We start from the raw sequence: 25,924 nt of genomic DNA on the forward strand, positions 1-25,924 counted from the left end.
CCGTCGCGGGAGAGACGAGACCACGATGGCCTTGCAGCGTCAGGTATTGTTCTGGATCGGACTGGCGGCGGTCGTCGTCCTCTTTCTCTACCTGTTCTCCGGCATCCTGCTGCCGTTCGTCGCGGGCCTCGCGCTCGCCTATCTTCTGGACCCGCTGGCCGACCGGCTCGGACGCATGGGGCTGCCGCGCGTCTGGGCGACGGTCGTGATCCTCGTCACGGTGGTGCTGGCCTTCGTGCTGCTGATCATGCTGATCGCGCCGCTCTTGGCCGAGCAGCTCGCCAATTTCGTCGAGCGGCTGCCGCAGACCATCGCCCGCCTGCAGGAGCTGATCGCCCAGCAGAACCAGCCTTGGATCGAGCGGCTGCTCGGGCAGGGGCTCGGCCAGGTCCGCTCCTCCATCGGGACGATCGTCAGCCAGGGCCTGAACTGGATGACGACGTTCCTCGCCTCGCTCTGGACGGGCGGGCAGGCGGTGATGTCGGTGGTCAGCCTGCTGGTGGTGACGCCGGTCGTCGCCTTCTACATGTTGATCGACTGGGACCGGATGGTGGAGACCATCGACGGCTGGGTGCCGCTGCGCCACAAGGTCACCATCCGCCAGCTCGCGCGCGACATCGACAAGGGCGTCGCGGGCTTTGTGCGGGGCCAAGCGCTGGTCTGTCTGCTGCTCGGCACGTTCTACGCCATCGCGCTGAGCATGGTCGGGCTGAACTTCGGCCTGCTGATCGGCCTCGGCGCCGGCCTGATCGGCTTCATTCCCTATATCGGCTCGATCACCGGTCTGCTGGTGTCGCTCGCCGTCGCGATCGTCCAGTTCTGGCCCGACTACAGCATGGTGGCGATCGTGCTCGGCATCTTCGTCTTCGGGCAGTTCGTCGAGGGCAACTTCCTGCAGCCCCGACTCGTCGGGCGCTCGGTCGGGCTGCACCCGGTGTGGCTCATGTTCGCGCTCGTCGCCTTCGGCTACCTGTTCGGCTTCGTCGGCCTGCTGGTCGCGGTGCCTCTGGCGGCGGCGGTCGGCGTGCTGGCGCGGTTCGGGCTGGACCGCTACCTCGAGAGCCCGTTCTACACCGGCGACGAGGGCGAGCCCGACGTGCTCCCGGGCGGCCCCAAGGGCGCGAGCCTGTTCGGGCCGCGCACGACGATCGCCCCTCCTTCTCCTCCGCCGGCCGCCCCTCCCGCCGAGGGGCGCTGAGGACCGCCGTCTTGGCCCGTGACATTCCGCGCCAGATTCCGCTCGTCCTGCCGCACGCCCCGCGCTTCGGCGCCGAGGATTTCCTCGTCACGCCGGCGAACGCCGCGGCGCATGCGATCGTCACCTCGTGGCCGCGCTGGCCGGATCGCTCGCTGCTGCTGGTCGGCGCGGGCGGCGCGGGCAAGAGCCATCTCGCCGAGATCTGGCGCGCCGCGAGCGGGGCGGAGGCCGCCGCGTCGGCCGAGGACGCGATCGAGCGCCTGCGGGGCGGGGCGGATGGCGCAGCGCTGCTGCTCGACGACGTCGATCGTGACGGCGCGGACGAAAACGCGCTTTTCCACCTGCTCAATCTGGCGCGCGAGCGCGCCGCCCGGCTGCTGCTGACCGCGCGCCAGGCGCCCACGCTGCTGTGGCCGACGCTGCCCGACCTTGCGTCGCGGCTTCGCGCGCTGCCGGTCGCGCGGCTTGAGGAGCCCGACGACGAGACGGTCCGCGCCGTCCTGCTGAAGCTGCTCGACGACCGGCAGCTCAAGGTCGAGGCGGGGGTGATCGACTATGTCGCCCGACAGTGCGACCGTTCGCTCGGCGCCGTCCGCGAACTGGTGGAAGCGCTCGACCGGGAATCGCTCGCGCGCGGCCGATCGATCGGCCGGGGACTCGCGGGCGACGTCCTGCACCGCCTGAGGGGAGACGATGACTGAGAGCGCCGTTGCGAAGTCGTCACACAACCGTCGTATGCAGCCTCGCCGCGCCCGCGCCAAGCCGAGCGCCGCGGCGACGGTTTCGCCGGTGAAGGGTGACGACATGGCCGAGATTGCAAGCGTGACGCCGCGAGCTGCGATCGCCGAGGCGAAGCTGGAGAGCACGCCGGCGGCGCCTGCGCCGGAGAAGACGGGCGACCCGTCGCGCTTCGTGAACCGCGAGATTTCGTGGATCTGGTTCAACCGCCGCGTGCTCGAGGAGGCGGCGAACCAGAGCCATCCGGTGCTGGAGCAGCTCCGCTTCCTCTCGATCTCGGCGAACAATCTCGACGAGTTCTTCATGGTGCGCGTCGCGGGCCTGCGCGGCCAGCTCCGTTCCGGCCTGACCGAGCTCAGCCCCGACGGCCGGACGCCGGCCGAGCAGCTCGCGCGGATCGGCGAAGTGGTGTCCTCGCTCGCCCACGACCAGCAGATCCGCTGGCTCGAACTGCGCGCGGCGATCGAGAAGGCCGGCATCGTCCTCGTCGAGGGGGCCGGTCTGACCAAGGCCGAACTGGTCTGGCTCGAGGAGCATTTCCTGAACTACGTGTTCCCGATCCTGACGCCGCTCGCGGTGGATCCGGCGCATCCGTTCCCGTTCATCCCCAATCTCGGGTTCACCATCGCGCTGCAGCTCTCCCGCCATTCGGACGGCCGCCCGCTGAACGCGCTGATCCGTATGCCGGCGCGCATCGAGCGCTTCATCAAACTGCCGGACGGCGAGCCGGGCGTGACCCGCTTCATCAGCCTCGAACAGGTCATCGGCCTGTTCACCCGTCGGCTGTTCCCCGGCTACGACATCAAGGCGCAGGCCGCCTTCCGCGTCATCCGCGACAGCGACCTCGAGGTGGAGGAGGAGGCCGAAGACCTCGTCCGCGTGTTCGAGAGCGCGCTGAAGCAGCGTCGCCGCGGGTCTGTGATCCGGCTCGAGATCGAGAACGCCATGCCGCCGGAGCTGCGCGCCTTCGTGGTCGCCGCGCTCCACGTGGCGGACGACGAAGTGTTCGTGGTCGACGGCGTGCTGGCGCTGGCCGACCTCAGCCAGATCGTTTCGGTCGACCGCCCGGAGCTCAAGTTCAAGCCCTACAATCCGCGCTTTCCTGAACGGGTGCGCGAGCACGCCGGCGACTGCTTCGCGGCGATCCGCGAGAAGGACATCGTCGTCCATCACCCCTACGAATCGTTCGACGTCGTGGTGCAGTTCCTGAACCAGGCGGCGCGCGATCCGAACGTGGTCGCGATTAAGCAGACGCTCTACCGCACCTCCTCCGACAGCCCGATCGTGAAGGCGCTGGCGGAAGCCGCCGAGGCCGGCAAGTCCGTCACCGCGCTGGTGGAGCTCAAGGCCCGCTTCGACGAGGAGGCCAACATCCGCTGGTCGCGCGATCTGGAGCGCGCCGGCGTGCAGGTGGTGTTCGGCTTCATCGAGCTGAAGACCCACTCCAAGCTGTCGCTTGTGGTGCGGCGCGAGAGCGGCGGGCTCACCAGCTACTGCCACGTGGGCACGGGCAACTACCACCCGATCACCGCGAGGATCTACACCGACCTGTCGTTCTTCACCGCCGATCCGGTGATCGGGCGGGATGTGGGCCGGCTGTTCAACTTCATCACCGGCTACGCCGAGCCGGACGCGCTGGAGCGCATGGCGGCCTCGCCGCACACGCTGCGCAAGCGCTTCCTCCAGCACGTCCATGAGGAGATCGCGCACGCCAAGGCCGGCCGGCCGGCCGCGATCTGGGGCAAGTGCAACAGCCTCGTCGACCCCGAGTCGATCGACGCGCTCTATGCGGCGAGCCAGGCGGGCGTGCAGGTCGATTTCGTCGTGCGCGGCATGTGCTCGCTCCGTCCCGGCGTGCCGGGCCTCAGCGAGAACATCCGCGTCAAGTCGATCGTCGGCCGCTTCCTGGAGCACAGCCGCATCTACGCCTTCGGCAACGGCCACGGTCTGCCGTCGCCGAACGCGCATGTCTACATTTCGTCCGCGGACCTGATGCAGCGCAATCTCGACCGGCGCGTCGAGGCCATGCTGCCGATCCTCAACCCCACCGTCCACGAGCAGGTGCTCGACCAGATCATGGTGGCGAACCTCAAGGACAACCAGCAGAGCTGGACTCTGTTGCCCGACGGAACCTCGCGACGCATAGTCCCGGCCGACGGCGAGGAGCCCTTCAATGCGCATCAGTATTTCATGACGAACCCCAGCCTCTCGGGACGCGGCAAGTCGTCCAAGACCAGCTCGCCGCGCCGCCTGGCCAAGCGTGGCTAAGCCCAAGCTTCCTCCGGCGGGGCCGTCCGCGAATGGACGCGCCCTGCCGCCCGGGCGCCTGCCCTACGGCCCGCCCGTCGCCATCGTCGACATCGGCTCGAACTCCGTCCGCCTCGTCGTCTACGAGGGGCTGTCGCGCGCCCCGACGCCGATGTTCAATGAAAAGGAGCTGTGCGCGCTCGGCCGCTCCGTCGCCGTCACGGGCCGGCTGTCCGAGGACAGCATGGCGAAGGCCTACGCGGCGCTCCGGCGGTTCCGCGCGCTCGCGGACGCGATGGGCGTTGGCAGCATGTTCGTGCTCGCGACCGCGGCCGCCCGCGACGCCGCCAACGGCCCGGAGTTCATCGCCGAGGCCGAGCGCCTGTGCCGGACGGAGATCCAGCTCCTGTCGGGGAAGCGCGAGGCCAGGCTCTCCGCGCTCGGCGTGGTCTCCGGCTTCTTCAAGCCGGACGGGATCGTCGGCGATCTCGGCGGCGGCAGCCTTGAGCTGATCAGCGTCTCGAAGACGCGGCTGTCGGACGGCGCCACCTTCCCGCTCGGCGGCATCCGCCTGCAGGACGTGTCGGAGCAGTCGATCAAGAAGGCGGACCGTATCACACGCGACGCCCTCGACGACGCCCGTGAGCTGGAGAAGCTCAAGGACCGCACGTTCTACGCCGTCGGCGGCACCTGGCGCGCGCTCGCCCACATGCACATGGTGCAGAAGAACTACCCGCTGCACGTGCTGCATGGCTACACCATCCCGGCCAAGGAGGCGCTGGAGTTCTGCCGCCTCGTGCGGCGGGTCGACCCCGAGACGCTGCCGGGGATCAGCGTGGTGTCCTCGGAGCGGCGCCCGCTGCTGGCCTATGGCGCCGTGGTGCTCGAACACATCCTGCGCATCGGCAAGCCGCGCGAGGTGGTGCTGTCCTCCCTCGGCGTGCGCGAGGGCCTGCTCTACGAACTGCTCGACGACGACGGCCGCCGCGAGGACCCGCTGCTCTCGTCGGCGCGCGATCTCGGCTATCTCCGCGCCCGCGCGCCGCGGCACGGCGACGACCTCGTGGAATGGACCGATCGGCTGTTCCGCTCGGTCGACATCGACGAGACGGTGGAGGAGCGGCGCTGGCGGCACGCGGCCTGCCATCTCGCCGACATCGGCTGGCGCGCCCACCCGGACTACCGCGGCGAGCAGAGCCTCGACACGATCGCCCATGGCAGCTTCGCCGGCGTCGACCATCTCGGCCGCGCCTACATGGCGCTCGCCATCTTTTACCGGCACATGGGCCTGCTGGACGACGAGGCCAGCCCGCGCATCCGGGAGCTGGCCTCCACCCGCATCCTCGACCGGGCGCGGACGCTCGGCGCGGCGATGCGCGTCGCCTATCTCGTCTCCGCCGCGGTCGCCGACGTGCTGCCGCGCGCGCCGCTGACGCTGAAGCGCGACGTGCTCACGCTCCGGCTGCCGACCGAGCTCGGCGAACTCGCCAGCGACCGCCTGCGCAACCGGCTGAACAAGCTCGGCAAGCTGCTGGCCCGCCCGACCGCGATCGAGACGATCTGAAGCGCGAGTCGCCGCTGCGGCCGCGGTTTTCGATCCGCGCCGATGGCGGCGAGGCGGCGGCTCAGTCGGCGGACGCTGCCGCCGGCTCTTCGTTGCGGCGTTCGCCGCCGCCGCGGCGCTTGCGGCGCTGGGGGGCGGGCAGGGGCTCGTCGCTCGATGGGTCGCGCTCCACCGCGACGACGCGGCCGCGCTCCAGCGCCAGCGCCAGCGTGCCGGCCTTCAGGCTCAGCGCGCGCTGGCCGAACAGCTCCCGCCGCCATCCCGCGAGCGCGGGCACGTCGGCGTCGTCGTCGGACGCGATCCGCTCCAGATCGTCGGCGGTGGCGATGATCTTGGCGGCGACGGCGTTCTGCTCGGCGATCATCCGCAGCAGCACCTTCAGAAGTTCGACGGTCGCGCCGCTCGCGGGCGTCGCGCCGCGTTCGCGGTCGATCGGCGGCAGCGAGGCGGGATCGCGCTCGAGGCCGCGGGCGACCGCATCGAGAATGTCCTGTCCGGCGCGGGAGCGTTCGTAGCCCCGCGGGAAGGTGCGCAGGGAGCCGAGCGCGTCGACGGTCTTCGGCGCGCGCATCGCCACCTCGACCAGCGCGTCGTCCTTCAACACGCGAGAGCGGGGGACGTCGCGCCCCTGCGCCTCGCGCTCGCGCCAGGCCGCGACCTCCATCAGCACAGCGAGATCGCGCGGTTTCCTCACGCGGTTCGCGAAGCGCCGCCAGGCGTCCTCCGGATCGGCGCGGTAGGTGGCGGGCGAGGTCAGCACCTCCATCTCCTCCACCAGCCATTCGGCGCGGCCGCGGCGCTCGAGATCCGCCGACAGCTTGGCGTAGACCGTGCGCAGATGGGTCACGTCGGCGATCGCGTAGGTGATCTGCTCCTCGGACAGCGGGCGACGGCTCCAGTCGGTGAAGCGCGAGGACTTGTCGAGCGTCACGCCGGCCGTGCGCTGCACGAGTTGGTCGTAGGAGATCGAGTCGCCGAAGCCGAGCACCATCGCGGCGACCTGGGTGTCGAACACCGGATGGGGCACGAGGCCCGCGAGATGGTGGAAGATCTCGATGTCCTGTCGGCCGGCGTGGAAGACCTTGAGAACGGTCTCGTTCGCCATCAGCTCGAACAGCGGCTGCAGGTCGATGTCCGGCGCGAGCGCGTCGACCACGACCGGCCCCTCGGCGTCCGCGATCTGCACCACGCAGAGCTTCGGCCAGAAGGTCGTTTCCCGCAGGAACTCGGTGTCGACGGTGACGAAGTCGGCGCGCGCGAACCGCGCGCAGGCGGCCTGAAGGTCTTGGGTCGTAGTGATCATCATGTCGTCTCCGCATATAGCGGAGTCGGGGCGACGTGTCTCGCGTCCGTCGGGCCATTCGCCTTGACAAGCCGCGCGCGCGCATGCCGTGGTCCGGCGGCTTTTTCAGGCGCCTTACGGGCGCCGACCGATCCGGGACCTATCGACGATGCACCGCTACCGCACCCACACCTGCGGCGAACTCAGGACCGAGCATGTCGGCCAGAACGTCCGCCTGTCCGGCTGGGTGCACCGCGTGCGCGACCACGGCGGCGTGCTGTTCATCGACCTGCGCGACCATTACGGGCTCACCCAGGTCGTGGTCGATCCCGACAGCCCCGCCTTCGGGCTCGCCGAGACGGTGCGCTCCGAATGGGTGATCCGCATCGACGGCGCCGTGCGGACGCGGCCCGCAGGGACCGAGAACGCCGAGCTGCCGACGGGGCAGGTCGAGATCTACGCCCGCGACGCCGAGGTGCTCGGGCCCGCGGCGGACCTGCCGCTGCCGGTGTTCGGCGATCAGGACTATCCGGAGGAGACGCGGCTCAAGTACCGGTTCCTCGATCTGCGCCGCGAGAAGCTGCACCGGAACATCATGACCCGCGGCGCGATCATCGACGCCATGCGGGCGAAGATGAAGGGGCAGGGCTTCTTCGAGTTCCAGACCCCGATCCTGACCGCGTCGAGCCCTGAGGGCGCGCGCGACTTCCTGGTGCCGAGCCGCATACATCCCGGCGCGTTCTATGCGCTGCCGCAGGCACCGCAGCAGTACAAGCAGCTCATCATGATGAGCGGCTTCGACCGTTACTTTCAGATCGCGCCCTGCTTCCGCGACGAGGACCCGCGCGCCGACCGCCTGCCCGGCGAATTCTACCAGCTCGACCTCGAGATGAGCTTCGTCGAGCAGGAGGACGTGTTCGCCGCCGTCGAGCCGGTGATCACCGGCGTGTTCGAGCAGTTCGCGAATGGCAAGCCGGTGACGAAGAACTGGCCGCGCATCCCCTACGCCGAGGCGATCGCGAAATACGGCACCGACAAGCCGGACCTGCGCAACCCGCTGATCATGCAGGACGTCTCCGAGCATTTCCGGGGTTCGGGCTTCAAGGTCTTCGCCCGCATGCTGGAGACCGAGGGCAATCAGGTCTGGGCGATCCCCGGGCCGACCGGCGGCAGCCGCGCCTTCTGCGACCGCATGAACTCCTGGGCGCAGAGCGAAGGCCAGCCGGGGCTCGGCTATGTCATGTGGCGCGAGGGCGGCGAGGGCGCGGGTCCGATCGCCAACAACATCGGGCCGGAGCGCACCGCCGCGATCCGCGACCAGCTCGGCCTCAAGGAGGGCGACGCGGCCTTCTTCGTCGCGGGTGACCCGGAAAAGTTCTGGAAGTTCGCCGGCCTCGCCCGCACGCGCGTGGGCGAGGAGCTAAAGCTCGTCGACCACGACCGCTTCGAACTCGCCTGGATCGTCGACTTCCCGTTCTACGAATGGAGCGAGGAGGAGAAGAAGGTCGACTTCTCCCACAACCCGTTCTCGATGCCGCAGGGCGGGCTCGACGCGCTGAAGGGCCAGGACCCGCTCACCATCAAGGCGTTCCAGTACGACATCGCCTGCAACGGTTTCGAGATCGCCTCCGGCGGCATCCGCAACCACCGCCCCGAGGCGATGGTGAAGGCGTTCGAGATCGCGGGCTATGACGAGCAGACGGTGATCGATCGCTTCGGCGGCATGTACCGCGCGTTCCAGTACGGCGCGCCGCCCCATGGCGGCATGGCGGCGGGCGTGGACCGCATCGTCATGCTGCTCACGGGCGCGCAGAACCTGCGCGAGATCTCGATCTTCCCGATGAACCAGCGCGCCGAGGACCTGCTGATGGGCTCGCCTTCGCCTGCGACGCCGAAGCAGCTCAAGGAGCTGCACATCCGGCTCAACCTGCCGCAGAAGTAGGACGGGCGCTCAGAGCGCCCGGCTGAGCACCGACACGTCGAGCGCCTGGGCGACGCCTTCCGGGCCGAGCCGGATCAGCCCCAGCAGCCGGAGCAGCGTGGTGTCGGGCGAGCGGGGAACGATCCGGGCCTCGAGCGTTCCGCCGGTCCGCAGGAACAGCTCGGTCGCGGTCGCCGAGGCTTCGGCGCTCGGGCCCAGCACCGCCTCCATCCGCTGCTTCGCCTCCTGCGCGAAGACGTTGCGATAGGCGGTCGGGTCCGTCCCCTGCGCCTTTGCGGCGGAGGCGAGCGCCCCCGCGATCCCGCCCTTGTCGGTCAGCCGCAGCGTGAAGGGCTGCAGCGTGACGCGGGACAGCTTGTCGACGAACTCGGCCCCGGTCGCGACCGCGAGCGTCGGGTCCACCTGCGCGAGTTCGCCTTCGAGGTGCAGGTCGGCGATCTCGGGCGAGGAGTAGTCGAGGCCGTCGAGCTTCAGAATCTGCGTGGTGGGATCGAGCGACAGCAGCACCCGGAAGTCGAGGTCGAGGCGCTCGACGCCTGCGTCGGCGAGATACTTCGAATACCAGCGGTCGGTCGGCGCCGCCGCCTCGAAATCCTCGACCCGGAGCCCGATGCGGTTCGGAACCGTGTCGTTCTCGCCGCGCGCTCCGGTCCGGATCATCCCGACCCGGACGACGCCATGCCGGCGCGTCAGCAGCTCGACGCCCGAGACGCCAGCGCGGCGCGCGCGCGGAACAAGCCCGAGCATCTCGTCGGGCGCAGGCGTCGTGGTGAGCAGGATCTCGTCGCGGCCGACCCGCTCGGCGTGGGCGAGCAGGTTCGCGGCGTCGATCTGGTCGACATAGGCCTCGCCGATCGTGGCGCTGCGGCCGTCCCAGGCGATGCGGGCCCCCATCGTGACCACACGCTCCAGCGCGGCGTCGGCGTAGCCCGCGAACACCACGCGCTCCGCCGCGAGCGTCAGGGGCGTGGAGGCCGGGCGCTCCGCGTCGAGCGAGGCGTCGAACGCGCCGACGCGCGCGAAGGCCACGGCGCGGGTGGCGTCGGTCATGAGGGTGATCTTCCGGCGCGTTTCCGCGGGCGTCAGCGGTTCGCCGCTCTCCGCCTTGCTCTGCAGCAGCTCCAGCGTCTCGCCGGGGGCCGCCAGGGCGCGCAGGCGCAGGTCGTCGATCTCGAGCCGCCCGATCGCGCCCTTGACCAGCCCCATCGTCGCCGTCGGCGCCGAGAAGGCGATCCGCTCGATCGAGGCCTTGGCGATGGCGGCCTCGCGTTTGCCTTGCCCATCGCCGGCGAGGAAGCGCAGCAGCGCCGGCACGCTCAGGCCTTCGAAGCTCATCGCGCCCGTCGAGGCCTCGAAATCGAGGCCGCCGCGGGTCGAGAACAGGCGCGCCGGCGCCCGCGCGCTCGCTCCCCCGACGTCGACGCGCTGCGCGACGCCGGCCTCTGTCGGCCCGAAAACGACGTCCGTAACCCGCCGCCGCACTCCGGCCTTGTCATTGTCGATCTCGATCAGGGGGATCGTCGCGCCGTCGGCCCAGACGCCCGCCGCGATCTCGGCCTGCGTGCGGGCGACCACGCCCGAGCCCGTCGCGGTCACCAGCCCTTGGGGCGGCCCCGCATAGCCCGTCAGCGTGACCGACGGGACGCGAACGGTCTCGCGCCCGAGGCTCATGACGACGTCGTCGAAACGCACCTTCGCCGCTGTGATCCGGCCGCCGCTCTCGCTCGGGCGCTCGATCGTCACAAGCGCGATCCGCAGCCGGGCGCCGTTCTCACCCGGCGTGTCGACGGCGACGTCGCGCACGGCGACGGAACGTCCGCCGATGTCCACGGAGACAGCGCCGCGGGTGACGACCGCGGTGCTGCGGACGCGGACGTCGTCAAGCGCCTTGTCGACCTTGGCCGTCGCGTAGCGGTCGACCGCCCAGGGCAGGGCGGCGAAGCCGGCGAGCAGAAGCAGGCAGGCCGCCGCGGCGATCGTGATGGCGCGTGTGTTCATCAGCCCTCGGAGCGTCTTTTACGTCGGCGCGTTTCGCAACGCCCCTGACACGCGTCGAGGTAGGACGCCCTTCGCCGCCGTCCATCGCTTGAAGGGGCGATCGTTCGGCGGCATGGTGCCGCCCTCGCTCGGCCGCCGCGGCCGCAGCCCCGCCCGCGCTTCCCGGACTTCGATGTGACCCAGACGTTCATCTGCATTCGCTGGGGCGAGCTCTACGGACCCGATTACGTCAACAAGCTCTATGCCATGATCGCGCGGAACACCGCGCGGCCGATGCGGCTCGTCTGCTACACCGACGACGCTTCCGGCATCCGGCCTGAGGTCGAGACCTACCCGCTGCCGCCGATCGACATGCCGGCGAGCCACATGTGGAAGTCCTGGCGCAAGGTGTCGCTGTGGGGCCCGGCGCTCGAAGGAATCTCGGGCCGCGTGCTGTTCACAGACCTCGACGTGGTGATCACCGGCGACCTCGACGCGTTCTTCGACTTCGCGCCCGAAGCGGACTTCGTGGTGGCCGAGAACTGGACCCAGATGGGGCAGGGCGTCGGCAACACCTCGGTCTATCGCTTCGACGTGGGGTCGAAGGCCCATATCTACGAGGCGTTCCGCAAGGACCCCGAAGGCACGATCGCGGGTTACGACAACAGTCAGACCTACATCTCGCGCACGATCGGCGAGCGGCGCTACTGGCCCGCGCCTTGGTGCGTCAGCTTCAAGCACAGCTTGATGCCGCGCTGGCCGCTCAACTTCGTCAGGACGCCCGCGCTGCCGGCCGACGCCCGGATCATCTGCTTCACCGGGCGTCCCAATCCGGACGAGGCGCGTGACGGGCGCTGGCCGGCCACGCCCATGAAGCGGATCTACAAGCACGTGCGGCCGACGCCCTGGATCGCCGAGCACTGGCGGGAGTAGGTCCGGTGGACGACGGCGCGGCTCCGCTCCGCGCGCTCGTGCTGACGGACGGCGTCGCGGGCCACGACCGAATCAATCTCGGCGTGCTGGCGGCGCTCGGCCGTCTGGCGCGCGTCGAGGCGCGCTGGCTCGGCGTGCGGGAGACGGGCTCGCGCTCGCGCGGCTTCGATCGGATCGCAGGGCGGTTCGCGCCCTTTGAGCGGTTCTTCCACGCCCGCTACGACATCGAGGACGCTGAAGCCGACCGACTCGGTCCGGCGGAAGGGGCGCGCTTCGACGTCGTGGTCTCGGCCGGGCCCTCGACGGGCGCCGCGAACATCGCGCTCGCGCGTCATGCGGGCGGGCGCTCGATCTTCTTCGGCTTTCCGAAGCTGCCGCTGGTTCCGGAGTTCGACGTGCTGCTGCGGCCCGATCGGCCGGCGGTGCGGCTCGGCCGCGGCGTCACCGTGCTGCGGCCGAGCGAGATCGATCCCGACGCCCTTCCGCGTCCGCGCCGCGGCGGGGAGGCGCGCACGATGGCCGCGCTGATCGGCGGCGACACCAAGCATTACGCTTTCACCGCCAAGGACTTCGCGCTCCTCGCCGAAGGCCTGCGCCGCGCGGGGGCGCGGGGCGTGACTGTCACTGCCTTCAACTCCCGGCGAACGCCTGCGGCCCATTTCGACGCCTTCGTCGCGGCTTTCGCCCCGGACGGCGTCACGCGCCGCGTGGTCGATTTCCGCCGCGAGGGCTTCCGCTCCAATCTCCAGGCCTACGCCGCCGACGTCGTGGTCGCGACGGCGGATTCCATGTCGATGATCGCCGAGGCGCTCGCAGCGCGGCGGCCGACTCTGATGGCGAGGCCGGCCGGATATCGTCCGCCGGCGCGCGACGTGGCGGAGCTTGCGGAGCACGTCCAGGCGGGCGTCGCCGCCTTCGTCGGCTTCGACGAATTCGCCTTCGACCACTGGCTTGATCGCGCGGCGGAGCTCCGCGAGCTACCCTATCATCCGCTCGCCCGCCTGGCCGAAGCCGTCCGTCCCGCGATACGACGCGCAGGCGCGAGATAGCCGCTGGCAATTCGCTCGATCTGTGCGAAAAGGCCGCATTAGACGTCCGACGTAGAACGACGCCGTCCTGGGAGAGTCCGCATGCCGATCCAGATGTCCGACGACCTGCGCACGGGCGCGCTGGTCTATCACCGCGGCTCGGCTGCGACCGGCGCCCGACCGGGCAAGATCGAGATCCAGGCGACCAAGCCGCTCGGCAACCAGCGCGACCTCGCTCTCGCCTATTCGCCCGGCGTCGCCGCGGCCTGCGACGCGATCGCCGAGGACCCGGACCAGGCGGCCGAACTCACCGCGCGGCAGAATCTGGTGGCGGTGCTCTCCAACGGCACCGCGGTGCTCGGTCTCGGCGACATCGGCCCGCTCGCCGGCAAGCCGGTGATGGAGGGCAAGGCGGTCCTGTTCAAGAAGTTCGCCGGCATCGACGTGTTCGACATCGAGGTGGCGGAGAAGGACGCGGCGCGCCTCGTGGAGGTGGTCTGCGCGCTGGAGCCGACCTTCGGCGGCATCAACCTCGAGGACATCAAGGCCCCTGAGTGCTTCGAGGTCGAGGAGGCCTGCAAGAAGCGGATGGGCATCCCGGTCTTTCACGACGACCAGCACGGCACCGCGATCATCGTGGCGGCGGCGATCGTCAACGGGCTGGAGCTCGCGGGCAAGTCGCTCGGCTCCGTCAAGATCGTGACCTCGGGCGCCGGCGCCGCTGCGCTCGCCTGCCTCAACCTGCTGGTCACGCTCGGCGCGAAGCGTGAGAACATCTGGGTCACCGACATCGACGGCGTCGCCTACAAGGGCCGCGAGACGCTGATGGACCGCTGGAAGGCGGTCTACGCGCAGGAGACGGACAAGCGGACGCTGGGCGAGGTGATCGACGGCGCCGACGTGTTCCTCGGCCTGTCGGCCGGCGGCGTGCTGAAGCCCGAGATGGTGAAGCGCATGGCCGACAAGCCCATGATCCTGGCGCTCGCCAACCCGACGCCGGAGATCATGCCCGACGTGGCGCGCGAGGCGAGCCCCGGCGCCATGATCTGCACCGGCCGATCGGACTTCCCGAACCAGGTCAACAACGTCCTCTGCTTCCCCTACATCTTCCGCGGCGCGCTCGACGTGGCCGCGACCGAGATCAACGAGGAGATGAAGGCCGCCGCGGTCCGCGCCATCGCCGCGCTTGCGCGCGAGCCGTCGTCCGACGTGGTCGCCAAGGCCTATGGCGGCGAAACCCGGCTGTTCGGGCCGGAATCGCTGATCCCGAGCCCGTTCGATCCGCGCCTGATCCTGCGCATCGCGCCCGCGGTCGCGCGCGCGGCGATGGAGAGCGGCGTCGCCCGCCGGCCGATCGCCGATTTCCGGGCCTACGAGGACCAGCTCAACCGCTTCGTGTTCCGCTCGGGCTTCGTGATGAAGCCTGTCTTCGGCGCCGCGAAGGCCGCGCCGAAGCGCGTGATCTACGCCGACGGCGAGGACGAGCGCTCGCTGCGCGCCGCGGAGGTCGCGCTGGAGGAGGGGATCGCGACGCCGATCCTCATCGGCCGCCCCCACGTGATCGAGGTCCGCGCCAAGCGCTGGGGCCTGACCTTCAAGCCGGGCGACGTCGAGGTGATCAATCCCGAGGACGACCGGCGCTACCGCGACTATGTCGCGCTCTACCTGGAGCTCGCCGGACGCCGCGGCGTGACGCCGGAGCTCGCCCGCACGGTCGTGCGCACCAACGCGACCGCGATCGCGGCGCTCGCCGTCGTGCGCGGCGACGCCGACGCCATGATCACCGGCCTCGAAGGCCGCTTTCACGACCATCTCGAGATCATCGATCAGGTGATCGGTCGATCGGACGCGGCGCCGGACTATTCCACGCTGTCGCTGCTGATCACCGGGCGGGGCGTCTACTTCCTGACCGACACCTACGTCACGCCCGATCCCGACGCGGACAGCGTCGCTGAAAGCGCGATCCACGGCGCGCGCAGCGTGGAGCGGTTCGGCATCACGCCGAAGATCGCGCTGCTGTCGCACTCCTCGTTCGGATCGCACGACACGCCGTCGGCGCGGAAGATGCGAGACGCGCTGCGGATCATCCAGGAGAAGGCGCCGCAGCTCGAGGTCGACGGCGAGATGATGGGCGACGTCGCCCTGCTGCCGTCGCTCAGGGAGCGGCTGCTGCCGTCCTCGACGCTGACGGGGGAGGCGAACCTGCTGGTGTTCCCGAACCTCGACTCCGCCAACATCGCGGCGCAGCTCATCAAGGCGCTCGCCGACGCGCTGCCGGTCGGCCCCATCCTGGTCGGCGCCAAGCGCCCGGCGCACATCCTGACGCCGTCCGTCACCGCGCGCGGCGTGGTCAACATGACCGCGATGGCGGTGGTTGAGGCGCAGGTCGGGCGCGCGGATTAGGCCGCCGTTAAGCGCGTCTGGCATATCTGAGACAGGGAATCGGGAGCTGACGCCGTCCCGTCGGATGAGCAGGGACAGGCCAGCGTTGCGCGACGTCGCAAGCTCTTGGAGAAAGGCCTTACTCACGGGGATCGCGCTCGCCGCGGTCCCGATCGTCGGCCTCAACCTCGTTCTCGGCGCCAACATCGTCACCACCGCCCAGGACGAGGCCGACGGCGTCGCGGCGGAGGTTCTCGCGGTCGTCGAGCAGCGGATCGACGACGCGGCCACCGCCCTCGTCAAGCTCGGCCTCAGGAATCCGCAGGGCTGCGGCGACGGAACCCGGGCGGCGCTCATATCCGCGACGCTTCGCTCCGGCGACGGCGCGGAGGTCGTCGCGGTGGACGAGAACGATCGCGGCGAATGCGGCGCCTACGCGCCGCCGCGGATCGTCCGGCGAATATCGGCCGAGCACGGCACGCGCAGCCCCAATGTCACGTTCTCGGCCGCAGGCTATGGCGCGTCGGGCGGGCCGCAGCTCATCCGGCTGCTCTGGCGGGCGACCCCCGGGGGCCCCGGCTACCGTGCGCTGCTGCTCGGCGAGAACCTCGTGCCGCTGATCCTGAAAAGCCGTCTGACGGGCGACTTCTCGATCAGCGCCGTGATGATCGACGGGGCGACGGTGTTCCGGAAGTCGCTGGGCGCGCCGCCGTCCGAGGAGGCTTCGGCCTGGCATCTGCCGGCCGTCTCGGCCTCCGTCGTCTCCGAGCGCTACCCGCTGCGGATCGACGTGACGGCGCCCGGCGAGGAGCTGCTCGCGGCGAACGCGAGCCTTTTCCTCTACGCGAACTTCGGCGGGCTCGCCTTCGCCCTGTTCGTCATCGGCGCCTCGGTGCTGCTCACCCGCCGCGGGGCCGGGCCGTTGCGCGAGATCGCGGACGGCATAAGGCGCCGGGAGTTCGTGCCTTACTACCAGCCGGTGATCGACATCGCGGCCGGCAAGCTCGTGGGCTGCGAGGTGCTCATGCGCTGGAAGCGGCGGGACGGCGCCGTGCTGGCGCCGGGCCGGTTCATCGCGCTCGCGGAGGCGAGCGGCGAAATCTTCCCCATGACGCTGTCGGTGATGGAGGCGGCGCGCGACGATCTCTCGGAGGTGTATTCCCAGCTTCCCCAGCTCGAGCTCGGCTTCAACCTCGTCGCCGGCCATTTCGACAGCGCCGCCATCGTCGACGACGTCGTGCGCATCTTCGGCTCCTCGCCGATCCGCATGAACCAGCTCATGTTCGAAGTGACCGAGCGCCAGCCGTTGCAGGACATCACCCGCGCCCGGCTCGTCATCGCCCGGCTCCAGGCGCTTGGCGCCCGCGTCGCGCTCGACGACGTCGGCACCGGCCACGGCGGCCTGTCCTACCTGCTGAAGCTCGGCGTGGACGTGATGAAGATGGACAAGATGTTCGTCGACGCCATCGGCACGGAGCGCTACTCGGTGGCGATCGTCGACAGCCTCGTGAAGCTCGCCGACGACATGCGCCTCGAGCTGGTGGCGGAGGGCGTGGAGACCTTCGAGCAGCTCGAGTACCTGCGGGCGAAGGGGGTGCGGCGCGCCCAGGGCTACGTGTTCGCGCCGCCCCTGCCGGCGTCCTCGTTCGTGGCGCTCGTGCGCGCGATGCATCCCGGCCTCGCTTCCGCCGCGGGGCCGACGCCCATGCGGGACTATGTCGGGCCGCTGCGGCGGACAAGTTCGGTTTGATCCGGCGGCCGCCTTCCGCGTAAGCAGGAGGGGCGGCGACCACGCGCCGCGCCGCGCGGGAGGGTTGGATGACCGTCGATCGCCGCACGTTCCTTGGTTTCGCCTGCGGGCTCCTCGGCTGCGCGCCTGCGATCCCGGCGCTGGCGCAGGTCTCGTCCCGGTCCAGCGCCGCCTCGTTCTCGTTCGAGGCGCTCGACGGCGGACGCATCAACCTCGGCGCCTATCTCGGCAAGCCTGTGCTGGTGGTGAACACCGCCTCGCGCTGCGGTCTGGCGGGCCAGCTCGGCGATATGGCCGAGCTCTGGACGCGGTACCACGATCGCGGGCTCATGATCGTGGCGGTTCCCAGCAACGACTTCCGGCAGGAGCCCGGCGACCCGGCGGCGATCCGCCAGTCCGGCGCGGCCCATGGCGCGAACTATCCCTTCGCGGCCGTGCAGAAGGTGACCGGCGCGGACGCCCACCCGTTCTATCGCTGGGCCGCGCGGCTCGCGCCCGAATCGACCCCGAGCTGGAACTTCCACAAGTATCTCGTCGGGGCTGACGGAGGCCTCGCCGGCAGCTTCTCCTCCCGGACGAGCCCGACCGACCCGAAGATCGTCGCGGCGATCGAGCATGAACTGGCGTCGCCTGCTCAGGCGCCCGCCGTCCGCTGACGCCGCCGGTCGCGCCGACATGGACCTTTGGGCGCCGGTGCTGGGCGTCTACTGCGAACGGCAGGACGCGAGCTTCTGGGCCGAGCCCGTCAACGCCGTCACCAACCTCGCCTTCGTGATCGCCGGCCTCGTCGCGTTCCGGCGCTCCGGAAGCGATCGCGCGGCCGCGGCGCTCGGCCTGGTCGTGTTCGCGATCGGCGTCGGCAGCTTCCTGTTCCACACCTTCGCGACCCGCTGGGCCCTGATCGGCGACGTCGCGCCGATCCAGCTCTTCATCGCAGCCTATTTCGTCCTGGCGATGCGGCGCTTCCTCGGACTGTCGCGCGGCGGCGCGATCGTCGCGATCGCTGTCTTCCTCGCCGCCGCCGCAGGCCTTGGCGCCGCTCTGGCGCAGGGGCCGCTTCGCGGCGCTGGCGGCTACGCCGGAGGCCTCGCGGGGCTCATTGGCGTGGGTGTGAGCTGTCTCATCCGTGCGCGAAGCGGCCCGCCCGGACCGGCGGCCGGGATATCGCACCGCACGGGCCGCGCGCTGCTTGGCGCGGCGGCGCTGTTCGCGGTTTCGCTCGGCTTCCGCACGGTCGACGGCCTCGCCTGCGCCTATGTGCCGACCGGGACCCACCCGCTCTGGCACCTGCTGAACGCGGTGACGCTGTTCTGGCTGGTCGAAACGTTCCGGCGCTCCCGCGCCTGACATTGCCACGCGTGGGGCGTCGTCACGTCACGGCTTATCACTTTTGGCGAAGCCTCTGGCCGGCGGGCGCTTTCGGCCTAATTCCGCCCGCATCGACCACGGGAGCCAGGACGCCCATGAAGAAGATCGCCACTCTCACCCTCGTCGCCGGCCTTGGGCTTGGCCTCGCCGCCTGCGGCGAGACCCGCAACGAACGCACGCTCAGCGGCGCGCTGATCGGCGCGGGCACCGGCGCCGTCATCGGCGGCGCGGCCACCGGCAAGGCCGGCGGCGCCCTGGTCGGCGGCGCGCTTGGCGCGGGCGCCGGCGCGGTGATCGGCTCGCAGACCCGCGGCCCGCGCCGCTGCTACGCGACCAACCGCTACGGCGAGCGCTACCGCACCCGCTGCCGCTACTGAGACCACGCGTCTCCGGTTCTTCCGCTACGGGCGCCCCGCAAGGGGCGCCCGTTTCGCGTCAGGGGGCTTTACTGTCCGCGGCGCGCGGCGTGAGCGAAGCGACGGGCTTCCTCGGCCGCACGGAACAGCGCCTTGGCCTTGTTGACGCACTCCGCCTGCTCGGACGCCGGCACGCTGTCGGCGACCACGCCTGCGCCGGCCTGCACATGGATGCGGCCGTCCTTCACCACAGCCGTCCGCAGCACGATGCAGGTGTCCATCTCGCCATTGGCGCCGAAATAGCCGACGCAGCCGGCGTAGACCCCACGCTTGTGCTTCTCGAGTTCGTCGATGATCTCCATCGCGCGCACCTTGGGCGCGCCCGAGACGGTGCCGGCGGGAAAGCCCGCGATCAGCGCGTCCAGCGCGTCGAGCGAGGCCTTCAGCCGCCCTTCGACGTTCGAGACGATGTGCATGACCTGGCTGTAGTATTCGAGGAAGAACTGGTCGGTCACCTCCACGGAGCCGATCTCGGCCACGCGGCCGACGTCGTTGCGGCCGAGGTCGAGCAGCATGAGATGCTCGGCCCGCTCCTTGGGGTCCGCGAGCAACTCCTCCGCCAGCGCGCGGTCGTCCGCCGGCGTCGCGCCCCGGGGCCTCGTGCCGGCGATCGGGCGGATCGTGACCCGGCCGTCGCGCATGCGGACCAGGATTTCGGGGCTCGATCCGACGATCTGGAAGTCGCCGAAGTCGAGATGCACGAGGAACGGCGCAGGGTTGGTGCGGCGCAGCGCGCGGTAAAGCGCGAAGGCCGGCAGATCGAACGGCGCCTCGAACCGCTGCGACAGCACCACCTGGAACACGTCGCCCGCGGCGACGTACTCCTTGGCGCGCAGCACCATCGCCTCATACTCCTGAGGCGTGGTGTTCGAGGTCAGCTCGTAATGGTCGGCGCCGGCGTTCGGCGCGGCCGGTTCGCGCGGGGCGGGACGGTCGAGGCCCTCGACGATCTCGGTGAGCCGATCGACCGCGCGGGCGTGCGCGGCCGCGGCCGGAACGCCGGGCTCAGGCCGGACCGGCGTGATGACGGTGATCTCGTCCTTCACGCCGTCGAACACCAGCATGACCGTCGGTCGCATCAGGATCGCGTCCGGAACCTGCAGCACGTCGGGATTGGGGGAGGGCAGCTCCTCCATCTCGCGCACCATGTCGTAGCCGAGATAGCCGAAGACGCCGGCCGCCATCGGCGGCAGGCCCTCGGGCGTGTCGATGCGCGAGCCGGCGAGCAGTTCGCGCAGCGCGTCGAGCGGCTTCCCGGCGCAGGGCTCATAGGCGGCGAGGTCGGTCAGCGCGGTCCGGTTGATCTCGGCGGCCCCGCCGCGCGAACGCCACAGCACGTCCGGCTTGAGGCCGATGATCGAGTAGCGGCCGCGCGTCGCGCCGCCTTCGACGGACTCGAGCAGGAACGCGTTCGGCCGGCCTTCGGCGAGCTTCAGATAGGCCGAGACCGGCGTCTCGAGGTCGCCCACCAGAGTCGTGAAGACCACCTGCGGCGCGCCGGCGTCATAGGTTGGAGCGAACGCCTCCAGCGGCGGCGATATCAGCATGGCGGAAACTCTGGGGGTGTGGGCGCGTCAGCCTTCGCCGCCGCCGACGACCTGCGACACGGCGCCGGCGTTGATCGTGGCGCCGAGATCGTCGCGCAGGCGGCGCACGAACGAGGTGACGAGATCGGCGCCGAGCCCTTCGGCGATGCGGTCGGCCTGGCCGCTCGGATCGGAGGCGTTGGGGTCGAAAGGCCGGGTGTTCTCGGCCGTGACCTTGAACACGAGCCGCGCGCCCTGCTCGTTGGGGGCGGTCTTGCCGAAGCCGTCGACCGGGGTCGCGAACACGGCGGTCGCCTGTTCGGCGGTGATGTCGGGCGCGCCGCCGGAGCGGGTCGTCTCGGACTGGTCGACCTCGAGCTTCTGCGCCTGCGCCACCTGCTCGAGCGTGCGGCCGCCCTTCAGCTCCGCGATGATCGCGTCGGCGCGCGCGGCGAGGCGCTTGCGCGCCTCCTCCTCACGCCAGCGCGCCTCGGCGACCGTCCTGGCCTCATCGAAGCTGCGGTCGTGGGCGGGCGCGATCTCGCGCACCTCGTACCAGACATAAGCGTCGCCGGCCGCGACCGCCTCGTTCTCGGCCCCGACCTGCGCGGCGAAGGCGGCCTCGGCCACCTTGGCGAACTCGGGAACGTCAGTGACCGGATTGCCGGCCTTGTCGGCGCCCTGAGCGTCGATTTCGAGCGTGCGGACCTTGAGCCCTTGGGCCTTGGCGATCTCGTCGAGCGTCTGGCCGCCGAGCCGGGCTTCGTCGATCTTGTCGTGAAGGCCGCGCAGTTCCGAGCGCGCCTGCTGGTCCGCGATCACCTTGCGGATGTCGCCGCGGACGTCCTCGAAGCGACGGGCCTGCTCCTGCTGGACGCCGGTGACGCGCAGCAGGACGGTGGAGAAGGACCCTTCGACCGGCTCGCTCACCGTGTTGGGCGCCAGCCCGAACGCGGCGTCGGCGATCTTCTTGTCGAACATCTCGGCCTTGGTCAGGTTGCCGAGAAAGGCGTCGTTGGGCGCGAGCTTGCGCGCGATCATCTCCTGCTCGAACAGGCCGCCGGCCTTGATGCGGTCCGAGGCCGCCTTGGCCTCCTCGAGCGACGGATAGGTGATCTGCTCGATCGAGCGCTTCTCGGGAGTGACGTATTTCGGCTTGTTCTGGTCGAAATAGGCCCGGAGGTCCTGCTCGCTCACCTGCTTGGTCGCGGCGATGGCGGCGGGGTCGAGCGTGAGGATCGCGAGCTTGCGGTACTCCGGCGCGGCGAAGCTGCCCTTGCGCTCCTCGAAGAAGGCCTTCAGCGCCTGCTCGGACGGCGCAGGCACGGCCGACGGCGCCTCGGGCGCGAGCGTCAGGTAGGAGATGGTCCGGCTCTCGGAGCCGAAGGCGTGCAGCGCCTCGCGCATCGCGGCGGGGGCGGCGACCGCGCCGGTGAGAGCGTCGGTGAGCTGGCGGCGGGCGGTGAAGGCGCGCTGCAGCGCGACGTAGTCGCTCTCGCGCAGGCCGTTGCTGCGCAGGATCTCGTTGAAGCGGTTGCGGTCGAACCGGCCGTCGAGGCCCTTGAAGATCTGGTCGTCGGCGATCTCGCGCGCGACCTCGTCGTCGGAGATGGCGAGGCCGAGCGCCTGCGCGCGCTGGTCAAGCGCCGCCTCGTTGATCAGGTTGCCGAGCACGCGGTCGCCAAAGCCCGCCATGCGGGCGATCTCGGGCGTGATCGGGCGGCGGGCCTGCTCGCTGACGCGCTGGATCTCGTTGCGGTAGGACTGCCGGAAGGTCTCGACCGAAATCTCCCGGTCGCCGACCTTGGCCGCGACGTTGGGAGAGCCGCCGCTGCGGAACACGTCCTCGATTCCCCACACCGCGAAGCTCAGCACCAGCGCGCCGAGAAAGATCTTGGCGAACCAGCCGGCGGCGCCTTTGCGGAGAAGCTGCAGCATTGCGGATCACATGTCGTTTCGTTCGAGGGACGGCGGCGCGTGACGCCGTCCGCCGGGGAGCGCGACCTTAAGCATCACCGGCGGACGGCCGCAAATCGCAAGAGCGCGCGCGATTTGCAAGCGCGTCGCGTTTCGCTTAACCCGCGGAGCGAGAGAAGCGCCAGACTTTTCAGGACATGAGAGGACGCCGACGCATGGCAGACGCCGCACGCAAGCCGCTGGTCGCAGGCAACTGGAAGATGAACGGCCTCGCGGCCTCCGCGCCGGAGTTCGTCCGCATCGTCGGCGGCCACGCCGCGCTGAAGGACAAGGTCGACCTGATGGTGTTCCCGCCGGCGACGCTGCTGACCAGCTTCGCGACCGCGACGCGGGGCTCCAGCGTCATCGTCGGCGCGCAGGACTGCCACGCCAAGCCCTCCGGCGCGCACACCGGCGACATATCCGCGGAGATGATCGCCGACGTCGGCGGCCGGGCCGTGATCGTCGGCCATTCGGAGCGCCGCGCCGATCACGGCGAGACCGACGCCGTCGTCCGCGCCAAGGCGGAAGCCGCGCTGCGGGCGAAGCTCGTCGCGGTCGTCTGCGTGGGCGAGACGCGCGAGGAGCGCGACGCAGGCCGCGCGACCGAGGTGGTCGGACGCCAACTCGCAGGGTCGCTGCCGGACGCCGCCACGGCCGCGACCGTGGTCGTCGCGTACGAGCCGGTCTGGGCGATCGGGACGGGTCTGACGCCCACCGTCGCCGACGTCGCCGAGATGCACGGCTTCATCCGCGCCGCGCTGGCCGAGCGCTTTGGGGAGCAGGGGACCGCGACGCGCGTCCTCTACGGCGGCTCGGTGAAGCCCGACAACGCCGCGGAGCTGTTGCGCGCCGGGGATGTCGACGGCGCTCTGGTCGGCGGCGCGAGCCTCAAGGCGGACGACTTCCTCGCGATCGCGCGCGCCGCGATCGCTTAAAGCCGCCGGGAACCCGGTTTCGACTTCGCCGTTTCGCCATGGTGGTAACGGCGGGGCGCGTGGTGTAAACAGCGCGCCAACTTTGTCCGGCCCCTCTTTTAATCCAAGACCGTATCGCGAGCGTCATGCAGACCGTTCTCATCGTCCTCCATCTGATGATCGTGCTCGCGCTCGTCGTGGTCGTGCTGCTCCAGAAGTCGGAGGGCGGCGCCCTCGGCATCGGCGGGGGCGGCGGTTTCATGGCCGGCCGCGGGCAGGCCAATCCGCTGACGCGGCTCACCGCCTATCTCGCCGCGGGCTTCTTCGCGACGAGCCTCGCGCTGACGATTCTCGCGGGCTACGGCGGCGGCTCCGTGCTCGACCGGCTGCAGCCGACCTCCTCGACGCTGAACCCGGCCAACGCGCCCGCCGGCGCCGCGGGTCCGCAGGCGCCGCTCGGCACGGGGCAGGGCGGCATTCTGCCGGCGCTGCGCAAGGCGACCGAGGAACAGCAGGGCGCCGCCGGCGCGCCGCCGCAGCCGCAGGCTCCGATCGGCGGAGCGCAGCCGCCTTCGCCTGAGACGGCGCCGGCAGCGCCCACCGGGACGCCGCCCGGCACGCAGACCGACGGCTCGGTGACGCCGCAGTCGGCGGACCCCGCGCAGCAGGAGCAGGGCGCCGCGCCTGCGCTGAAGGAGGAGCCGCTGCAGGCGCCGGCGCAGGCGACCTCTCCGGCCCAGGAGGGAACCGACGCGTCATCCCCGCCCTCGCCGGCGACCCCGCCCGCCGCGACCGAGGACCCCGCCAAGCCTCAGGGGCAGCAGTAATCGGAGCCTTCTGCGGCTCGAACCGCGATTAAAGAAAAAGCCGGCGCTCAGCGCCGGCTTTTTTGTGATTGCGAGGGCGCTGGATGTCAGCCGACGCCGTCGTCGTTCGCGCTGGACAGATCGTCGACGGCGATCGACTGCGGTTCGCCGAATCCGCCGTGGTTCTGGACGTAGTCACGCAGGGCCGCGTTGATGCGGTCCTGCCAGCCGGCGCCGTCCTCCTGAAAGTAGAGCAGCACGTCCTGATCCAGCCGCAGCGTCACCTGCTCGCGGGCGCCGGGAATCGCGGAGGCCTTCGGAGCCGGCGGGGCGGCTGGCGCCTTCGGCTTGAACGCGGCTTCCGCGGCGGCGCGGGGGTCGGACGGGCGGCGGGCCATGGCGGTCTCCTGGCGTCGGAATCGCGCCCGACGGGCGCAGCGTCGCTTCATTATGTGGCCGCCTGGCCGTGGATTACGAGCCGAATGGCCCGGCAAACCTTCCGACAGGCCGGCGGCGTGGCGCCCACGCGATCGTGTTCGAAACCGGAGCCCGATCCACGCCGTTGCGATGCAGGCCTCGTCAGAGGCGACAAGGGTGCGCGAGGCCGTCCGGCATGCAAGGCCCGATCCATCGGACCTGCAAGGCGAATCCAGCCTTTCCTGCAACCGCTCCATCCCTGGGATAGACGCGACAAGCCACGAATTTCATCCCCAAGCCTGGGCAGGTCCGCCGCGGAAAAAGGCTTTTTGCACGTGTGAACGCTGGAGATTGCGCCGCGGCGCTCTCGCCGCAAGGCTGCGCCCCCGCTAGCTTTCGCCCCTGGTTCTGTAATTGGAGGACGCCCGATGAACACCACCGCCCTCGCCGCATGGACGCCACGCGTCCTGAGCGTGCTGCGCATCATGGCCGCGCTGCTCTTCATCCAGCACGGCACGGTGAAGCTGCTCGGCTTTCCGGTGGCCTATCCTAACGCGCTGACCCCGCTCAGCCTGACGGCTGGCATCCTCGAACTGTTCGGCGGCGTGCTGCTGGCGATCGGCCTGTTCACGCGCCCGGTGGCCTTCATCCTGTCGGGCATGATGGCGGTCGCCTATTTCATCGCCCATGCCGGGAGCAGCTTCTATCCGATCGTGAACAAGGGCGAGCTCGCGATCCTGTTCAGCTTCGTGTTCCTGTACATCTTCTTCGCCGGCCCGGGGCCGTGGAGCGTGGACGCCAAACGCGGTTCGGGCGCGGTCTGACCCACACAAAAAAACGGCCGGCGTTCACGCCGGCCGTTTTCCGTTCGAGCGTCGGGCGATTCAGGCGAACCGGCGCTTCAGGCGCGCGATCCGCCGCTTCACGCCGGAGAGGCTGTAGCGCCAGGCCGTGCGGAGCGACGACCTCAGCGCGGGCAGGGCGCTTTCGGGATGACCCGCGACGCGCCCGCCCGCGTCGCGCCAGGCTTGCAGGCCGCCGCGCATGGCGCGGGCGTCGAGGCCCATGGCGCGGGCCTTCCGCGCTGCCGCAAGCGGAGACGCGTTCGGGCCTCCGTAGAACACGATGGTCGCGCCCGGCTCGAACAGCCGGACATGCAGCGGGCTCGACGGATCGATCAGCGCCGCGAACTCGCCCGGAGGACAGTGCAGGGAGCCGCTGACCCAGCCGGTGCGGTCGAGCACCTCCCAGTCCCGCAGATCGACGATCGCGCACGCCTGCCTGCGCTTGAGGGCGATCACGCTGCGAGCGTCGATCGCCACCGGGCGGCGCGAACGGCGCGCGCGCGCTGTCTGGGGGGTGGAGCCGAAGCCGGCGGTGAAATTGAGCATGTCGGGGGCGGCGGGGGCGGTTGTCGAGGTCATGCGCATCATCCTCTCGGATCAGCGTTCTTGTTGTGTGGTTAGAATGACCCAAG

20 protein-coding genes and 1 pseudogene are annotated in these 25,924 nt (G+C 70.4%); 15 read left to right on the forward strand and 6 right to left on the reverse strand.

Annotated elements, in window-relative coordinates; translation table 11 throughout:
* The first annotated feature begins 25 nt into the window (after positions 1-25).
* The 4 genes from ACFSCV_RS00625 (at position 26) to ppx (ending at position 5,747) form a co-directional block, all read left to right on the forward strand.
* Positions 26-1,198, forward strand: coding sequence for an AI-2E family transporter (locus ACFSCV_RS00625; protein WP_378795998.1), 1,173 nt, complete (start codon positions 26-28; stop codon positions 1,196-1,198).
* Positions 1,199-1,209: 11 nt separating this feature from the next.
* On the forward strand, positions 1,210-1,899 hold the full coding sequence (locus ACFSCV_RS00630) for a P-loop NTPase family protein (protein ID WP_378796000.1): 690 nt from the start codon (positions 1,210-1,212) through the stop codon (positions 1,897-1,899).
* 103 nt (positions 1,900-2,002) lie between these two features.
* Positions 2,003-4,204 (forward strand): RNA degradosome polyphosphate kinase, encoded by a 2,202-nt coding sequence (locus tag ACFSCV_RS00635; protein WP_378796002.1) that lies wholly within the window; start codon positions 2,003-2,005, stop codon positions 4,202-4,204.
* Positions 4,197-5,747: an exopolyphosphatase gene (gene ppx, locus ACFSCV_RS00640; protein ID WP_378796004.1), complete on the forward strand. Its 1,551-nt coding sequence runs from the start codon at positions 4,197-4,199 to the stop codon at positions 5,745-5,747. Before ACFSCV_RS00635 ends, ppx begins: the two co-directional genes overlap by 8 nt.
* Positions 5,748-5,808: 61 nt before the next feature.
* On the opposite strand, the gene rnd is transcribed toward ppx, so the two are convergent.
* Positions 5,809-7,053: a ribonuclease D gene (rnd, locus tag ACFSCV_RS00645; RefSeq protein WP_378796006.1), complete on the reverse strand. Its 1,245-nt coding sequence runs from the start codon at positions 7,051-7,053 to the stop codon at positions 5,809-5,811.
* 145 nt (positions 7,054-7,198) lie between these two features.
* Between rnd and aspS the strand changes: the two genes are divergently transcribed.
* Entirely contained in the window at positions 7,199-8,971 is a 1,773-nt protein-coding gene (gene aspS, locus ACFSCV_RS00650; protein WP_378796007.1) for an aspartate--tRNA ligase, read from the forward strand.
* Positions 8,972-8,980: 9 nt separating this feature from the next.
* Here the strand turns inward: aspS and ACFSCV_RS00655 are convergent, their stop codons facing one another.
* Positions 8,981-10,969, reverse strand: coding sequence for a hypothetical protein (locus ACFSCV_RS00655; protein WP_378796008.1), 1,989 nt, complete (start codon positions 10,967-10,969; stop codon positions 8,981-8,983).
* Between the two features lie 174 nt (positions 10,970-11,143).
* On the opposite strand from ACFSCV_RS00655, the gene ACFSCV_RS00660 reads away from it, so the two are divergent.
* The 7 genes from ACFSCV_RS00660 (at position 11,144) to ACFSCV_RS00690 (ending at position 18,786) form a co-directional block, all read left to right on the forward strand.
* Positions 11,144-11,881, forward strand: coding sequence for a hypothetical protein (locus ACFSCV_RS00660; protein WP_378796009.1), 738 nt, complete (start codon positions 11,144-11,146; stop codon positions 11,879-11,881).
* A 5-nt stretch (positions 11,882-11,886) separates the two neighbouring features.
* Complete coding sequence (locus ACFSCV_RS00665) at positions 11,887-12,930, forward strand: ELM1/GtrOC1 family putative glycosyltransferase (RefSeq protein ID WP_378796010.1); 1,044 nt, start codon at positions 11,887-11,889, stop codon at positions 12,928-12,930.
* Positions 12,931-13,011: 81 nt separating this feature from the next.
* Positions 13,012-15,312, forward strand: a complete 2,301-nt coding sequence (locus tag ACFSCV_RS00670) for an NADP-dependent malic enzyme (RefSeq protein ID WP_378796011.1) — start codon at positions 13,012-13,014, stop codon at positions 15,310-15,312.
* 85 nt (positions 15,313-15,397) lie between these two features.
* Complete coding sequence (locus ACFSCV_RS00675; RefSeq protein WP_378796013.1) at positions 15,398-17,041, forward strand: EAL domain-containing protein; 1,644 nt, start codon at positions 15,398-15,400, stop codon at positions 17,039-17,041.
* Between the two features lie 68 nt (positions 17,042-17,109).
* Positions 17,110-17,697: a glutathione peroxidase gene (locus ACFSCV_RS00680; RefSeq protein WP_378796014.1), complete on the forward strand. Its 588-nt coding sequence runs from the start codon at positions 17,110-17,112 to the stop codon at positions 17,695-17,697.
* Positions 17,657-18,388, forward strand: coding sequence for a ceramidase domain-containing protein (locus ACFSCV_RS00685; RefSeq protein WP_378796016.1), 732 nt, complete (start codon positions 17,657-17,659; stop codon positions 18,386-18,388). Before ACFSCV_RS00680 ends, ACFSCV_RS00685 begins: the two co-directional genes overlap by 41 nt.
* A 116-nt stretch (positions 18,389-18,504) precedes the next feature.
* Positions 18,505-18,786 (forward strand): glycine zipper domain-containing protein, encoded by a 282-nt coding sequence (locus ACFSCV_RS00690; RefSeq protein ID WP_378796018.1) that lies wholly within the window; start codon positions 18,505-18,507, stop codon positions 18,784-18,786.
* A gap of 68 nt (positions 18,787-18,854) precedes the next feature.
* Here the strand turns inward: ACFSCV_RS00690 and trpE are convergent, their stop codons facing one another.
* On the reverse strand, positions 18,855-20,372 hold the full coding sequence (gene trpE / locus ACFSCV_RS00695; protein ID WP_378796020.1) for an anthranilate synthase component I: 1,518 nt from the start codon (positions 20,370-20,372) through the stop codon (positions 18,855-18,857).
* 27 nt (positions 20,373-20,399) lie between these two features.
* Positions 20,400-22,289: a SurA N-terminal domain-containing protein gene (locus ACFSCV_RS00700; protein ID WP_378796022.1), complete on the reverse strand. Its 1,890-nt coding sequence runs from the start codon at positions 22,287-22,289 to the stop codon at positions 20,400-20,402.
* Positions 22,290-22,483: 194 nt separating this feature from the next.
* Between ACFSCV_RS00700 and tpiA the strand changes: the two genes are divergently transcribed.
* Positions 22,484-23,245 carry a triose-phosphate isomerase gene (tpiA, locus tag ACFSCV_RS00705; RefSeq protein ID WP_378796024.1) on the forward strand — a complete coding sequence of 254 codons (762 nt, stop codon included), beginning with the start codon at positions 22,484-22,486 and terminating at the stop codon, positions 23,243-23,245.
* A 125-nt stretch (positions 23,246-23,370) separates the two neighbouring features.
* The gene (gene secG, locus ACFSCV_RS00710; protein ID WP_378796026.1) at positions 23,371-24,051 is read left to right on the forward strand and encodes a preprotein translocase subunit SecG; all 681 of its coding nucleotides are present in this window, start codon (positions 23,371-23,373) and stop codon (positions 24,049-24,051) included.
* Between the two features lie 167 nt (positions 24,052-24,218).
* Here secG and ACFSCV_RS00715 read toward each other — a convergent pair.
* Positions 24,219-24,428 (reverse strand): annotated as a pseudogene (locus ACFSCV_RS00715) (BrnA antitoxin family protein); the annotation flags it as partial.
* Between the two features lie 447 nt (positions 24,429-24,875).
* Here ACFSCV_RS00715 and ACFSCV_RS00720 point away from each other — a divergent pair.
* Positions 24,876-25,271, forward strand: a complete 396-nt coding sequence (locus ACFSCV_RS00720) for a DoxX family protein (RefSeq protein ID WP_378796028.1) — start codon at positions 24,876-24,878, stop codon at positions 25,269-25,271.
* Positions 25,272-25,331: 60 nt separating this feature from the next.
* Here ACFSCV_RS00720 and ACFSCV_RS00725 read toward each other — a convergent pair whose 3' ends face one another.
* Positions 25,332-25,871, reverse strand: a complete 540-nt coding sequence (locus ACFSCV_RS00725) for a rhodanese-like domain-containing protein (RefSeq protein WP_378796030.1) — start codon at positions 25,869-25,871, stop codon at positions 25,332-25,334.
* Positions 25,872-25,924: the final 53 nt, after the last annotated feature.

The sequence above is a fragment of the Methylopila henanensis genome, from assembly GCF_042681025.1.
GTDB lineage: Bacteria > Pseudomonadota > Alphaproteobacteria > Rhizobiales > Methylopilaceae > Methylopila > Methylopila henanensis.

Excerpts from the sequence above, each read along its gene's own strand:
- ACFSCV_RS00625 (WP_378795998.1), top strand. The coding sequence starts at position 26 with ATGGCCTTGCAGCGTCAGGTATTGTTCTGGATCGGACTGGCGGCGGTC.
- ACFSCV_RS00680 (WP_378796014.1), top strand. The coding sequence starts at position 17,110 with ATGACCGTCGATCGCCGCACGTTCCTTGGTTTCGCCTGCGGGCTCCTC.
- ACFSCV_RS00685 (WP_378796016.1), top strand. The coding sequence starts at position 17,657 with ATGAACTGGCGTCGCCTGCTCAGGCGCCCGCCGTCCGCTGACGCCGCC.
- trpE (WP_378796020.1), bottom strand. The coding sequence starts at position 20,372 with ATGCTGATATCGCCGCCGCTGGAGGCGTTCGCTCCAACCTATGACGCC.
- ACFSCV_RS00690 (WP_378796018.1), top strand. The coding sequence starts at position 18,505 with ATGAAGAAGATCGCCACTCTCACCCTCGTCGCCGGCCTTGGGCTTGGC.
- tpiA (WP_378796024.1), top strand. The coding sequence starts at position 22,484 with ATGGCAGACGCCGCACGCAAGCCGCTGGTCGCAGGCAACTGGAAGATG.
- ACFSCV_RS00700 (WP_378796022.1), bottom strand. The coding sequence starts at position 22,289 with ATGCTGCAGCTTCTCCGCAAAGGCGCCGCCGGCTGGTTCGCCAAGATC.
- ACFSCV_RS00725 (WP_378796030.1), bottom strand. The coding sequence starts at position 25,871 with ATGACCTCGACAACCGCCCCCGCCGCCCCCGACATGCTCAATTTCACC.
- rnd (WP_378796006.1), bottom strand. The coding sequence starts at position 7,053 with ATGATGATCACTACGACCCAAGACCTTCAGGCCGCCTGCGCGCGGTTC.
- ACFSCV_RS00635 (WP_378796002.1), top strand. The coding sequence starts at position 2,003 with ATGGCCGAGATTGCAAGCGTGACGCCGCGAGCTGCGATCGCCGAGGCG.
- aspS (WP_378796007.1), top strand. The coding sequence starts at position 7,199 with ATGCACCGCTACCGCACCCACACCTGCGGCGAACTCAGGACCGAGCAT.
- secG (WP_378796026.1), top strand. The coding sequence starts at position 23,371 with ATGCAGACCGTTCTCATCGTCCTCCATCTGATGATCGTGCTCGCGCTC.
- ACFSCV_RS00655 (WP_378796008.1), bottom strand. The coding sequence starts at position 10,969 with ATGAACACACGCGCCATCACGATCGCCGCGGCGGCCTGCCTGCTTCTG.
- ACFSCV_RS00670 (WP_378796011.1), top strand. The coding sequence starts at position 13,012 with ATGCCGATCCAGATGTCCGACGACCTGCGCACGGGCGCGCTGGTCTAT.
- ACFSCV_RS00720 (WP_378796028.1), top strand. The coding sequence starts at position 24,876 with ATGAACACCACCGCCCTCGCCGCATGGACGCCACGCGTCCTGAGCGTG.